This is a genomic window from Ruegeria sp. ANG10 (genome assembly GCF_040705255.1).
GTDB lineage: Bacteria > Pseudomonadota > Alphaproteobacteria > Rhodobacterales > Rhodobacteraceae > Ruegeria.
This window is the reverse complement of record NZ_JBFCVU010000009.1, coordinates 176,519-190,444: the sequence shown is the minus strand read 5'-3', so window position 1 is coordinate 190,444 and position 13,926 is coordinate 176,519. Positions and strand designations below refer to the sequence as shown.

11 protein-coding genes are annotated in these 13,926 nt (G+C 59.2%); 8 read left to right on the top strand and 3 right to left on the bottom strand.

Annotated features, from left to right (window positions below; genetic code table 11):
* The first annotated feature begins 323 nt into the window (after positions 1-323).
* The 3 genes from AB1A64_RS17860 (at position 324) to AB1A64_RS17850 (ending at position 3,976) form a co-directional block, all read left to right on the top strand.
* Positions 324-1,478 carry a phosphoserine transaminase gene (locus AB1A64_RS17860; RefSeq protein ID WP_366552791.1) on the top strand — a complete coding sequence of 385 codons (1,155 nt, stop codon included), beginning with the start codon at positions 324-326 and terminating at the stop codon, positions 1,476-1,478.
* A 58-nt stretch (positions 1,479-1,536) separates the two neighbouring features.
* A complete protein-coding gene (serA, locus tag AB1A64_RS17855) occupies positions 1,537-3,132 on the top strand; it encodes a phosphoglycerate dehydrogenase (protein ID WP_366552789.1) in 1,596 nt (531 codons plus the stop codon).
* A 115-nt stretch (positions 3,133-3,247) separates the two neighbouring features.
* On the top strand, positions 3,248-3,976 hold the full coding sequence (locus AB1A64_RS17850; protein ID WP_366552787.1) for a metallophosphoesterase family protein: 729 nt from the start codon (positions 3,248-3,250) through the stop codon (positions 3,974-3,976).
* Here AB1A64_RS17850 and AB1A64_RS17845 read toward each other — a convergent pair.
* From AB1A64_RS17845 to AB1A64_RS17835, 3 genes are all read right to left on the bottom strand, one after another.
* Positions 3,973-5,490: a malonyl-CoA synthase gene (locus AB1A64_RS17845; protein ID WP_366552785.1), complete on the bottom strand. Its 1,518-nt coding sequence runs from the start codon at positions 5,488-5,490 to the stop codon at positions 3,973-3,975. The two genes, AB1A64_RS17850 and AB1A64_RS17845, sit on opposite strands and share 4 nt — an antisense overlap.
* An 82-nt stretch (positions 5,491-5,572) precedes the next feature.
* The gene (locus AB1A64_RS17840) at positions 5,573-6,277 is read right to left on the bottom strand and encodes a GntR family transcriptional regulator (RefSeq protein WP_366552783.1); all 705 of its coding nucleotides are present in this window, start codon (positions 6,275-6,277) and stop codon (positions 5,573-5,575) included.
* Positions 6,278-6,290: 13 nt separating this feature from the next.
* Complete coding sequence (locus AB1A64_RS17835; RefSeq protein WP_366552781.1) at positions 6,291-7,646, bottom strand: formimidoylglutamate deiminase; 1,356 nt, start codon at positions 7,644-7,646, stop codon at positions 6,291-6,293.
* Between the two features lie 82 nt (positions 7,647-7,728).
* Between AB1A64_RS17835 and hutI the strand changes: the two genes are divergently transcribed.
* The 5 genes from hutI to serB all read left to right on the top strand — a co-directional run bounded on the left by hutI (position 7,729) and on the right by serB (position 13,891).
* Complete coding sequence (gene hutI / locus AB1A64_RS17830) at positions 7,729-8,937, top strand: imidazolonepropionase (RefSeq protein WP_366552779.1); 1,209 nt, start codon at positions 7,729-7,731, stop codon at positions 8,935-8,937.
* Positions 8,934-10,463, top strand: coding sequence for a histidine ammonia-lyase (hutH, locus tag AB1A64_RS17825; RefSeq protein ID WP_366552777.1), 1,530 nt, complete (start codon positions 8,934-8,936; stop codon positions 10,461-10,463). Before hutI ends, hutH begins: the two co-directional genes overlap by 4 nt.
* Positions 10,463-11,260 (top strand): N-formylglutamate deformylase, encoded by a 798-nt coding sequence (hutG, locus tag AB1A64_RS17820; protein ID WP_366552775.1) that lies wholly within the window; start codon positions 10,463-10,465, stop codon positions 11,258-11,260. The genes hutH and hutG overlap by 1 nt, the downstream gene beginning before the upstream one ends.
* Positions 11,257-12,942, top strand: a complete 1,686-nt coding sequence (hutU, locus tag AB1A64_RS17815) for a urocanate hydratase (protein WP_366552774.1) — start codon at positions 11,257-11,259, stop codon at positions 12,940-12,942. The genes hutG and hutU overlap by 4 nt, the downstream gene beginning before the upstream one ends.
* 70 nt (positions 12,943-13,012) lie before the next feature.
* Positions 13,013-13,891 carry a phosphoserine phosphatase SerB gene (gene serB / locus AB1A64_RS17810; RefSeq protein ID WP_366552772.1) on the top strand — a complete coding sequence of 293 codons (879 nt, stop codon included), beginning with the start codon at positions 13,013-13,015 and terminating at the stop codon, positions 13,889-13,891.
* Positions 13,892-13,926: the final 35 nt, after the last annotated feature.

Genomic DNA, 13,926 nt, shown 5'->3' with positions numbered 1-13,926 from the left:
CCGCCGGGATCGATGGGCGTCGACAAATACTGGTCCCCCGTCAACCGCGTCGACAACGCATACGGCGACCGAAACCTCGTCTGCACATGCCCCCCAATGGACGCATACGCAGACGCAGCCGAGTAAATCTCCAAAACCTCGCCGAAGATTTTGGCGGGGTTTTTCGCCAATAGGAAACCTGTGTTCCAAATTGCGCACCCTTCCTGTGTCGTTTTCTACGGATGAACGGTCTTTTTTGCTTGCTGCATCTGCGAAGGCCTCATACCCCTGTCCGTGGGACACCCCTCCCCAACGAGGGGCGTGTATCTGGAAGGGTAATACACATGACTATAGAACAACCGGTCACGCGGCCGGCGAATCCGCGTTTTTCCTCGGGCCCCTGCGCCAAACCTCCTACATTTGATCTGTCCAAACTGGCCGATGCCGCGCTGGGTCGGTCGCACCGTGCCGCCGTTGGCAAGGACAAGCTGAAGGCGGCCATTGAAGGCACGCGTGAAGTGCTGGGCATTCCGGCGGATTACAAGATCGGCATTGTTCCCGCCTCGGACACCGGCGCGGTTGAGATGGCACTGTGGTCATTGCTGGGCGAACGCAAGGTCGAAATGCTGGCGTGGGAAAGCTTTGGGTCCGGCTGGGTGACCGACGTGGTCAAACAGCTGAAGATTGATGCCGAAGTGATAACCGCCGACTACGGAAAGATCGTTGATCTGGCTTCGATCGATTTTGCCAATGACGTTGTGTTTACGTGGAATGGCACCACGTCGGGCGTGCGGGTTCCCAATGGCGACTGGATCGCGGATGACCGTCAGGGCTTGACGATCTGTGACGCAACCAGCGCAGCTTTTGCGATGGACCTGCCCTGGGACAAGCTGGATGTCACCACCTTCAGCTGGCAGAAGGTGCTGGGCGGTGAAGCGGCCCATGGGATGCTGATCCTGTCGCCCCGAGCGGTTGAGCGGTTGGAGAGTTACACCCCCGCATGGCCGCTGCCGAAGATCTTCCGCCTGACCAAAGGCGGTAAACTGATCGACGGGATCTTTACCGGCGCCACGATCAACACGCCTTCGATGCTGGCGGTCGAAGATTACCTTTTCGCGCTGGATTGGGCGCGCTCGGTTGGTGGTCTGCAGGGTTTGATTGCCCGAGCTGATGCCAATGCCGGTGCGGTGCATGCATTCTGTGACCAGAACGACTGGATCGCCAATCTGGCCGAGGATGCCGCGACGCAGTCGAACACTTCGGTTTGCTTGAAGTTCACCGATGACCGCATTCAAGATGGTGCTCTCTTTGCCAAGGCTGTGGCGAAACGGCTGGAGGCCGAGAATATCGCATTGGATATCGGCGCCTATCGCGACGCGCCTGCGGGCCTGCGCATCTGGTGCGGCGGCACGGTCGAAACCTCGGATATCGAGGCGATGCTGCCCTGGCTGGTCTGGGCTTTTGAGGCCGAGATCGCGGCGCAAACCGAAGCCGCCTGACCTTTTTCACCGGGCCCCATCAGGCCCGGACCTTCCCTACAATTCAAGGACCAGAGATATGGCCCCCAAAGTACTCGTATCTGACAAGCTCAGCGAAACCGCCGTTCAGATTTTCCGAGATCGCGGCATCGATGTGGATTTCATGCCCGATCTGGGTAAGGACAAAGACAAGCTGGCCGAGGTGATCGGCCAATATGACGGACTCGCCATCCGTTCGGCCACCAAAGTGACACCCACCCTGCTGGAGAACGCCGAGAACCTGAAAGTGATCGGTCGCGCCGGCATCGGCACCGACAATGTCGATAAGGAAGCGGCCTCGAAAAAAGGTGTGATCGTGATGAACACGCCTTTTGGCAACATGATCACCACGGCCGAACACGCGATTGCGATGATGTTCGCCGTTGCGCGGCAAATCCCCGAGGCCAGCACCTCGACCCATGCGGGCAAGTGGGAAAAGTCCAAGTTCATGGGGATTGAGCTGACCAACAAGACCCTTGGTGTCATCGGCGCGGGTAATATCGGCGGTATCGTCTGTGAACGTGCCCTGGGCCTGAAGATGAAGGTCATCGCCTATGATCCCTATCTGGGCGAAGAGAAAGCCGCCAAGATGGGCGTGGAAAAGGTCGAACTGGACGAACTGCTGTCGCGGGCCGATTTCATCACCCTGCACGTGCCGCTGACCGACCAGACCCGTAACATCCTGAGCCGCGAAAACCTGGCCAAGACCAAGCCGGGCGTGCGCATCGTCAACTGTGCCCGTGGTGGTCTGGTCGACGAAGAGGCGCTGGCCGAACTGCTGCAATCCGGTCACATTGCTGGCGCCGCCTTTGATGTGTTCAGCGAAGAGCCCGCCAAGGAAAACGCCCTGTTCAACCTGCCCAACGTCGTCTGCACGCCGCACCTGGGTGCGGCCACGACCGAAGCGCAGGAAAACGTGGCGCTGCAGGTGGCCGAGCAGATCTCGAACTATCTGCTGACAGGAGCGGTGGAAAACGCGCTGAACATGCCCAGTGTCACTGCCGAAGAAGCCAAGATCATGGGACCGTGGATCAAGCTGGCCGGCCATCTGGGCAGCTTCATCGGCCAGATGACGGATGAGCCGATCAAGGCGATCAACATCCTCTATGACGGTGTTGCGTCCGAGATGAACCTGGCGGCTCTGAACTGCTCGGTCGTGGCGGGGATCATGAAAAAGTTCAACCCCGAGGTGAACATGGTCTCGGCCCCGGTCGTCGCCAAAGAGCGCGGCATTCAGATTTCGACCACCAATCAGGACAAGTCCGGTGCGTTCGAAGGCTATATCAAAGTGACCGTGGTGACCGAAAAGCGCGAACGCTCGATCGGGGGCACGGTCTTCAGCGACGGCAAGCCGCGTTTCATCCAGATCAAGGGTATCAATATCGAGGCCGAGGTGGGTGCGCACATGCTCTACACCACCAACGAGGACGTGCCGGGCATCATTGGTGCGCTGGGTCAGACCATGGGTGAGAATGATGTCAACATCGCCAACTTTACCCTTGGCCGGGCCGAAGCGGGCGGCGAAGCCATCGCGTTGCTTTACGTGGACGAGCCGGTTCCGGCCGAGGCCCGTGCGAAGTTGGCGGAAACCGGTCTGTTCACCCAGATCAAACCGCTGGAGTTCGACGTCGCCTAAGCAGTGTTGAATTTCTGGAACAATTCTTGCCCGCGCCTGCCAAGGCGCGGGTATTTTCTTTTCCTGACCCGCATTCCGCGCCAAAAGCCAAGTAAACGTTTACCTGAGAGTTTTTATGACATCCCCCATCTATGCCATTGGTGATATCCACGGTCAGTTAGTGATGTTGGAAAATGCGCTGCGCCTTGTCGAACGAGACGGCGGGCGGGATGCGCGGGTCGTGTTCCTGGGCGATTATGTGGATCGCGGGCCGGATAGCCGCGGGGTTCTGGACCTTTTGATCGCGGGGCAAAAGGCCGGGCGGAACTGGATATTTCTGTTGGGCAATCACGACCGGATGTTCGCCAGATTCATGCACGATGGTTCCACCGCTGAGGCCAAATTGCGGATCGGAGAACACTGGCTCCATGCGCGATTGGGCGGGACCGAGACGTTGGCGTCATACGGGGTGACGTACACCGAAGAGGAACGCGTTTACAAAATTCTCGACCGCGCAAGGGCAGCGGTACCGTTGGACCATGTCGACTTTCTGAATCGACTGGTGACGTATCATCAACAAGATGAGGTTCTGCTCGTCCATGCCGGGATTCGCCCTGGAGTGACGCTGAGCGATCAAACCGAAGAAGACCTGATTTGGATACGGCGCGAGTTTCTGGATGATCCGCGACCGCACCCGTGGCTAGTAGTCCATGGGCACACACCTGCGGAACAGGCTGAGCATCGCGGCAACCGGATCAATCTGGACGGAGGCGCCGGGATGGGTCGACCGTTGGTTCCGGCGGTGTTCGAGGGCCGGGATTGCTGGCTGCTCACCAACGATGGCCGTGTGCCGCTGATCCCTTAACCTTTGGTGAACAGGTCCTTGTAGTCTTCACGCAGGATATTCTTTTGCACCTTGCCCATCGTGTTGCGGGGCAACTCGTCCAGCACGATCAGTTTACGTGGATTTTTGAACCGGGCCAGTGAGTTCTGCACATTGGACAGTATGCCGTCGGGGTCCAGCGTCTGCCCCGGCTCGGGTACCAAAATGCCCACGGGTGTTTCGCCGAAATCCGGGTGCGGCACGCCGATCACGGCGCTTTCCAACACGCCCGGCTGGTCATCCAGAACCAGCTCGACCTCTTTGGGGTAAATGTTGTACCCGCCCGAGATGATCAAGTCCTTGCCACGCCCGACGATGTGGACATAACCATCCTCATCCAATCGCCCCAGATCGCCGGTGATGAAAAACCCGTCTTCTCGCAGCTCGGCGGCGGTTTTCTCGGGCATTTGCCAATAGCCTTGAAACACATTGGGGCCGCGCACCTCAAGCATGCCGATCTCACCCTGCGGCAGGTCTGCACCGGTTTCAGGGTCGGTCACCTTCAGTTCGACACCGGGCAAGGGAAAGCCCACCGTGCCCGGGCGACGTTCACCTCCATGGGGGTTCGAAGTGCTCATGTTGGTTTCGGTCATACCGTACCGCTCAAGGATACGGTGGCCAGTGCGCGCCTCGAACCGCTCATGGGTTTCCGCCAGCAACGGCGCCGAACCAGAGATGAATAAACGCATGTGTCGGGTCAGATCGCCCGTGAACCGCTCATCGCCCAGCAAGCGGGTGTAAAAGGTTGGAACCCCCATCATCGTCGTGGCCTGCGGCATCAGCCGCAACATGTCCTCAAGATCGAATTTAGGCAAAAAGATCATCGACCCGCCCGAGGACAGCACCACATTCGTCGCCACGAAAAGCCCGTGCGTATGAAAGATCGGCAGCGCATGCAGCAGCACGTCATCTGCCGTGAAACGCCACTCCTGCACCAGCGTTTCAGCGTTTGACAGCAGATTGGCCTGTGTCAGCATCGCGCCCTTCGATCGCCCTGTTGTGCCCGAGGTATAAAGGAATGCTGCCAGATCATCCTCGGACCGCTGGACCGGCTCAAACGCGGGCAACATCCCCAGCGCCCGTCGCATAAGGCTGCCCGAACCATCGGCGTTGAGCGTCTCTAACCGGGCATCTTGGGCGGCGGCGATGGGAGCCAGCCCCTGTTCTTTTGCGGCGTCACAGACAACCAGTTTCGCACCGCTGTTTTCGATGAAATATTGCAACTCAGCCGTGGTGTATCCGGTGTTCAGCGGCAGAAAGATCAATCCGGTCTGCACGCAGGCAGCATAGAGCGCCAGCGCCTGGGGCGATTTTTCCACCTGCACGGCCACGCGTTCACCGGGCTCAAGTTCGTATCCGCTCAGGGCATTGGCGATCTGCGCGGCCATGTCCAAGAAATCGGCGTGGGTCAGGATCTGACCATCAGGAAGATGAAGGAATGGTGTGTGTTTGCCCGCGTGAATGCCAAACAGCTGGTCGTACAGCGGGTTACCCATTTTGTCTTTCCTTTGCGCCTGCTCAATCTTGGGTGAATCTGTATCGGATTGAGCAGAGGGTAAAGAGAAATCCGGGTGCGGCTTAGAATTGCGTGGTCATGCGATACCCGGCGGCAAAGAACATCTTGGCAAAGGTGACGGGCTGACCCTGCAACCAGGTGATGCGCTCTCCGGTAAAGACCGGTTCCCCTTCGGGGACGTCCAGAAACCCGGCGATTGTTGCATCGGCACGGCTGGCCAGAAAACTCAGTTCGACATTGGTGAAGGGCAGGGTATGGATCAGCCACTCATTCGGTCCGATCTGCGAGAAATCTGCCTGCTCCACCTGCGGGACCGAGGCCGTGACAATCCAGCGATCCTCAAACTGAAACGGCGTGTTGCCGTTGAAATGCATGCAGCGCACATGCATCACGCTTTGCCCCGCAGACAGAGCCAATCGGGCGCTTAGCCATTCCGGAGCAGTCTCTAACTTGGACGATACCAGCGCATAGCGATACGTGCCGCCCATTGCCTCAACCTCGTCCCGGACCATGGGAATGGTGAACCGGGCCTGTCGCTGCGGTGCGCTCAGCACCCGGGTACCAGCCTTGCGCCGGCGTTCCAGATAGCCCTCATCCGCTAACTCCCGCAGGGCGCGGTTCACGGTTGTGCGGGTACAGGAAAACTCGACCGCAAGATCCTGTTCGTTGGGCAGCAGCGAGTCGGGCTGCCACTCGCCCGACCGAATGCGGGACAGAACGGTTTTCTTGATGTCTTTATAGCTGGTGGTGTCGCTGGATTGGGGCATGATGACCGTTCCTTTAGACCGAGGCCAACAGACCCGCAATCGCGGATCTATAGGCGGGAATGATCTGATCACGCGCAATGTGGCGGCCCTGTTTCACCGTATGGCGTCCGGCAGACCACAGATCGGTAACCAACCCATCAGGGGTGGCAAAACACAGCCCATCCAGCAATTGATCATCCGTCAATGCACAGAGCGTCGGGTGGGTCCGGTCGATTGCCATCAGATCAGCCAACTTGTCTTCGGCAATCTCGCCGGCGTCGCGTCCTAGTGCCTGCGCACCACCTTGCGCGGCACCGGTATAAAGCGCGTGCCCGACCGAGCCTTCGTCCGGTACTAGGATCGCACGTTGATGATCGCGCAGTCGTTGGGAGTATTCCAGGGTGCGCAGTTCCTCGGGCAGAGATATCCTAATATTAGAGTCTGATCCGATCCCAAATCGTCCGTTTTCTGCGACGTAGGTCGCGCCGTTGAAAATACCATCGCCCAGATTTGCCTCGGTGATCGGGCACAGCCCCGCCACAGCACCGGACTGGGCCAGCGCGCGGGTTTCGGCATCGGTCATATGGGTGGCATGGATCAGACACCACCGCGCGTTCACGTCTGCATTGTCCAACAGCCAGGCCACCGGACGCTGGCCCAACGCGGATTGTACGTCGGCGACTTCCTGAACCTGTTCGGCGATATGGATATGGACCGGACCTTTGGGTGTGTTTTGCAGCAGCTCGCGCAGGTCTGTCGGTGAAGTTGCGCGCAAGGAATGTGGCGCAACCCCCAATATAGAGTCTGTATGTGGCAGTTTATTGCGGCAATCATCCACCAATTTCAAAAACCGGTACACATCATTGCTAAACCGTAATTGCCCACCGGACAGCGGGTCCTGCGCAACGCCGCCATAGGTGTAGAGGACCGGTAAATGCGTCAAGCCGATCCCCGTCTGGTGCGCGGCATAGAAGATACGCTGGCTCAGTTCCGAGAGTTGATCATAGGGCGCACCGCCGGGTCGGTGATGGACATAATGGAATTCACCGACCGAGGCATACCCGGCCTCCTGCATCTCCATGAAAACCAGTGCGGCGATGGCTTCGATCTGGTCGGGCGTCAACCGATCCAGAAACCGATACATCAGGTTGCGCCATGTCCAGAAACTCTCGCGTCCGGCCATGCGGGTTTCCGTCATGCCCGCCATGGCTCGCTGAAAAGCGTGGCTGTGCAGGTTCGCCAAAGCGGGCAAAAGAACGTCAACGCGCGTATCATCGGGCAATGCCGACGCCTGATACTGCACCCGACTGATACGCCCATGGTCGATTTCTACTCGCACATCGTGAATCCAGTCAGAGCCTAATAAGGCTGTCTTGGCGTGAATCTGCATTTTGATTTCCGTAATGTGTAGACTTCATACTTTTACACATATACATAAAAATCAAACAAGAGGGGAGCCGAAAAGAATCGCCATGTCCAGAAAAGCGGTCTTACTCAGCGCCAGGATGGCCACGATGTCAGAAGGCGACACGCCCTATGGGCTATGTCAGGATGCAGCGATCGCCGTTGACGGGGCAAAGATTGTCTGGGTCGGCGAACATCAGGACCTGCCGCCGGAATATACCGATTGGCCGGTCGAGGATTTCGGTGAACGGCTGATCACTCCGGCGCTGATTGACGCGCATACCCATGTGGTGTTCGGCGGCAACCGCGCAGCCGAGTTCGAAATGCGGCTGAACGGCGCCTCATACGAGGACATCGCCCGTGCCGGGGGCGGTATCCTCTCCACGGTCAACGCCACGCGGTCCGCCAGCGCTAAGACGCTTTTGGCAGATGCTCTGACCCGCGTGGATGCCCTGATTGCCGAGGGTGTCAGCACCCTCGAGGTCAAGTCGGGCTACGGGCTGGATTCCGTGACCGAGTTGAAGATGCTGCGCGTTGCCCGCCGGATCGGCGAAACCCGCCCTATCCGCGTCAAAACCAGTTTTCTTGGCGCACATGCGGTGCCGCCGGATTATGCCGAATGTCCCGACGACTATATTCGCGATGTCTGCATCCCAACCCTGCGCGTCGCCTATGTCGAGGGTCTGGTGGACGCGGTGGATGGGTTCTGCGAAGGGATCGCCTTTAACCCTGCGCAAATCGCGCTGGTTTTTGATGTCGCGCAAGAGCTGGGCCTGCCGGTGAAACTGCATGCCGAGCAGTTGTCCAATCTGGGGGGCGCGCAATTGGCGGCTTCGTACGGGGCTTTGTCGGCGGATCACATCGAATACCTGGATGCCGGTGGTGTATCAGCCATGGCGAAGGCCGGAACCACGGCTGTGCTGTTGCCGGGCGCGTTCTACACCCTGCGGGAAACGCAGGTGCCGCCCGTTGATCTGCTGCGCCAGCATCATGTGCCAATGGCTTTGGCGACTGACTGCAATCCCGGCTCCTCGCCGCTGACCTCGCTGCTGCTGACCATGAACATGGGCTGCACACTGTTTCGTTTGACACCTGAAGAGGCGCTGGCTGGCACCACCCGCAACGCCGCGCGCGCGCTGGGGATCAAAGATGCGGGCAGCATCGCGCCGGGGCAGAGGGCGGATCTGGCGATCTGGAATGTCACTCACCCGGCCGAGTTGGCCTATCGCGTTGGCTTCAACCCACTGCACAAACGTCTTTTCGGAGGGATTGAATGACGTCTCTGATTTTGCAGCCCGGTCAGGTTTCTTTGGCGCAACTGGCCGAGATCTATTGGGATCAAACGGCTGTTTCGCTGGATTCTGACTGCAAGCCCGCTGTCGATGCGGCGGCGCAACGTATTCAGGCGGCGGCTCAGGGCGATGATCCCGTCTATGGCGTCAATACCGGTTTTGGGAAACTGGCCAGCCTCAAGATCGCGCCGCAGGACACCTCGACCCTGCAGCGCAACCTGATCCTCAGCCATTGTTGCGGTGTTGGTCCCGCCATACCGCGGCGGCTGACCCGGCTGATGATGACACTCAAGCTGTTGTCCTTCGGTCGCGGCGCGTCAGGCGTCCGGTGGGAGTTGATCGAGCTGTTGCAGCAGATGCTCGCCAAAGGGGTCACACCGGTGATCCCGGCACAGGGTTCGGTCGGGGCATCAGGCGACCTGGCGCCGCTGGCCCACATGACGGCGGTGATCATTGGCGCGGGAGAGGCGGAGGTGAACGGCACCGTTCTGCCGGGGGCTGAAGCACTGAAAATCGCCGGTTTAGAACCTATTCAACTGGGTCCCAAGGAAGGATTGGCCTTTATCAACGGCACGCAGTTTTCAACTGCCTTTGCCTTGGCTGGATTGTTCGAGGCTTGGCGCGCGGCGCAAAGCGCGTTGGTTGTTTCGGCCTTGTCGACCGATGCGATCATGGGGTCCACCGCACCCCTGCGGCCTGAAATTCACACTTTGCGCGGTCATCGGGGCCAGACCGAAGCCGCCAGCGCCATGCGCGCCGTGCTGGACGGGTCGGAAATTCGGGAAAGTCATCGTGAGGGCGACACCCGCGTTCAGGATCCTTATTGCATCCGCTGTCAGCCACAGGTCACGGGCGCGGCGATGGATGTTTTGCGTCAGGCCGCCGCCACGCTTGAGGTTGAGGCCAATGCAGCCACCGACAATCCGCTGGTTCTGGCCGACGGGATCGTCTCGGGCGGGAATTTCCATGCTGAACCTGTGGGGTTCGCCGCTGATATGATCGCGCTGGCCGTGTCCGAGATCGGTGCCATTGCGCAGCGTCGCATTGCCTTGATGGTGGACCCGACGCTCAGCTTTGATCTGCCGCCTTTCCTGACCCCTGATCCGGGGTTGAATTCTGGCCTGATGATTGCCGAGGTCACCACCGCCGCATTGATGAGCGAGAACAAGCACCTCGCTAATCCGTGCGTTACGGACAGCACCCCCACTTCGGCCAACCAGGAGGATCACGTGTCCATGGCGGCCCATGGTGCGCGGCGTCTGATCCGAATGGTCGAGAATTTGAACTACATTTTGGGCGTCGAACTGCTCTGCGCGGCTCAAGGGGTAGAATTTCGCGCACCACTGGTCACCAGCGGTCCTTTGCAGCGGGTCATCATTCGGCTGAGGGCTGACATTCCGGCCCTGACCGAGGATCGTTATCTGGCCCCTGAGTTGGAGGCCGCGAAACAATTGGTGGCCGGGGCGTCGATCCTACGGGCCGTTGGCACCCCAATGCCGGAGGTGGTGTGATGCAGGTGGTCAGCGTGCATCGCGGGGATGGCCCTATCGTATTGGGACAACCGCATGGCGGGACTTATGTGCCGGATGATATCGCGACTCGTTTCAATGACACCGGACGCGCGTTGGCGGACACAGATTGGCAAATAAACAGGCTCTATGAAAAGCTTTTGAGTGGCATGACGGTGGTTCAGTCGCATGTTCACCGCTATGTCATCGACGCCAATCGCGACCCAGAAGGTGTTTCGCTTTATCCGGGACAGAATACTACTACGCTGGTGCCATTGACTGATTTCGATGGGCAACCGATCTGGCGCGACGGGCAGGAACCATCAGAGGATGAGATCGGTCAGAGGCGCGAAACCTTCCATGCCCCCTATCATACCGAGCTTGCCGAAGAGTTGGAGCGCGTGCGGGCAAAGCACGGCGTGGCTGTTCTGTTCGATTGCCACTCGATCCGCAGCCGCATTCCATTTCTGTTTGATGGCATGTTGCCCGACATGAATATTGGGACGGATGGGGGTGTGACGTGTGCGCCAGAAGTAGAGTCTATTGCCTATGAGTTTGCCGCATCATCGCCCTACAGCACCGTTTTGAACGGGCGGTTCCGGGGGGGCTGGACGACCCGCCACTATGGCCGTCCGGCCGACGGTCTGCACGCCATACAGATGGAACTGGCGCAATCCACTTATCTGACGGCCGAGGCCGCCCCGTGGAGTTATGACGCAGCCAAGGCCGACCGCCTGCGTCGTTGGCTGCGCGATATTCTGGAAGCCATCCAAGACACTGCATTGGAGACGATCCCATGACCGACCCTCGCAAGAACACGCGCGATATCTATCCGCCGACGGGCACCGAGCTGAACGCCAAAAGCTGGCTGACTGAGGCTCCGCTGCGGATGCTGATGAACAACCTGCACCCGGATGTGGCTGAAAACCCGCATGAGCTCGTGGTCTATGGCGGTATCGGTCGTGCCGCGCGCACGTGGAAGGATTTCGACACTATCGTTGCCGGTTTGAAGGATTTAGAAGAGGATGAGACTCTGATCGTCCAATCCGGCAAGCCCGTGGCGATCGTCCGCACGCATAAGGATGCGCCGCGGGTGCTGATTGCCAATTCCAACCTCGTGCCCCATTGGGCGACCTGGGATCACTTCAACGAGCTCGATAAGAAGGGTCTGATGATGTACGGCCAGATGACGGCCGGTTCGTGGATCTATATCGGTACGCAGGGCATCGTTCAGGGCACGTACGAGACTTTTGCCGAGGCTGGACGTCAACATTATGGCGGCGATTTGACCGGCAAGTGGATTCTGACCGGCGGCCTGGGCGGTATGGGTGGCGCGCAACCGCTGGCTGCCGTTTTTGCCGGTGCCTGCTGCCTAGCGGTCGAGTGTAACCCGGACAGTATCGATTTCCGCCTGCGCACCAAATACCTAGATGAAAAAGCCGACACTCTGGACGAAGCGCTGGAGATGATCGATCGCTGGACCAAAGCGGGCGAGGCAAAATCCGTGGGCCTGTTGGGTAACGCGGCCGAGGTGTTCCCAGAAATCTTCAAAAGAGGGAACGAAGGCGTCCGCCCGTATCCCGATATCGTCACCGACCAGACCAGCGCCCATGATCCGATCAACGGCTACTTGCCAATTGGTTGGTCCATGGCGCAGTGGCGTGAAATGCGTGAAACAGACCCTAAAGCAGTTGAAAAGGCTGCGCGGGCGTCGATGAAACTACACGTTGCCGCGATGGTTGATTTCTGGAACGCGGGCGTGCCGACGCTGGATTACGGCAACAATATCCGACAAGTGGCGCAGGATGAGGGGTTGGAGAACGCCTTTGCCTTCCCCGGTTTCGTCCCCGCCTATATCCGCCCGCTGTTTTGCAAAGGGATTGGGCCATTCCGCTGGTGTGCGTTGTCAGGCGACCCCGAGGATATCTATAAAACCGACGCCAAGATGAAAGAGTTGTTCCCCGAGAACGAACATCTGCACCGCTGGCTCGACATGGCGCAAGAACGGATTGCGTTTCAGGGCCTGCCCGCGCGGATTTGCTGGATCGGGCTCGGCGACCGGCACCGCGCCGGGTTGGCGTTCAATGAGATGGTCGCCAATGGTGAGCTAAAAGCGCCGGTCGTGATCGGCCGAGATCACTTGGACAGTGGATCTGTCGCCAGTCCTAACCGCGAAACCGAAGCAATGTTGGACGGGTCTGACGCCGTAAGCGACTGGCCACTGCTGAATGCTCTGATCAACACCGCCAGCGGCGCGACCTGGGTCTCGCTGCATCACGGCGGCGGGGTCGGCATGGGGTTCTCTCAGCATGCAGGCGTGGTGATCTGTGCCGATGGTACTGAGGACGCTGCCAGACGGTTGGAGCGGGTGCTGTGGAACGATCCGGCCTCGGGCGTGTGGCGGCATGCGGATGCGGGGTATGACATTGCAAAGGACTGCGCCCGCGCCCATGGGCTGCGGTTGCCTGGCATTCTGGGGTAAACATATCAACTGTCTCTGGTGAATTGGCGGCCCCTGCGTTATGCGCGGGGGAGCCTGCAGGAGACCGATGATGTACGTAGCCACTTTGTTGACGAACCCGAATATGCCGAAGCTCGAGCAGGCTTTGGTCGAGTCGTTGTGCAACGCGTGGGGCGGGGGCGATCTGGTTTGGCTCAGCGAAGATGAGGCGGCACAATTCACGTTTCCCGAGCTGCCTGACAATCAGTGGGACGTTTGGGCAGAACTGCAGTTGTTAGAGGTCGACCTGATCGTGCAGCCGTTCGGGAACCGCCGCAAGCTGATGCTGCTGGCCGATATGGACAGCACCATGATCCAGCAGGAATGCATTGATGAACTGGCCGATGAGGCGGGCGTGGGCGATCGCGTCAAAGACATCACCGCACGGGCCATGAATGGTGAGCTTGATTTCGAAGGTGCGCTGATTGAACGTGTCGGCCTGCTGAAGGGCCTGGATGAGGCGGTGATCGACAAGGTTCTGAATGAACGCATTACATTGATGCCGGGCGGTAAGGAACTGGTTGCAACGATGCGTCTGAACGGGGGCTATGCGGCGCTGGTGTCGGGCGGGTTTACGGCCTTCACCGCGAGGGTGGCTGATCTGCTTGGCTTTGATGAAAACCGCGCCAATACATTGCTGGCCGAAAACGGCAAGCTGACCGGCGATGTACAGCGCCCGATTCTGGGCAAACAGGCCAAGGTGGATGCGCTGGCGCAGATTACCAAGCGGCTGGGCCTGTCTGAGTTTGACGTGATCGCCGTGGGAGATGGCGCCAATGATCTGGGTATGCTGAGCCGGGCCGGAACCGGGGTGGCGCTGCATGCCAAACCTTCCGTCGCCGCAAAATGCGATATTCGGATCAACTACGGGGATCTGACCGCGCTGCTGTACCTGCAGGGCTATTCCCGTGCCGCCTTTACCGAGGTCTGATCGCAAGGGGCTTCCCTTTATTTAACAAAAATGTT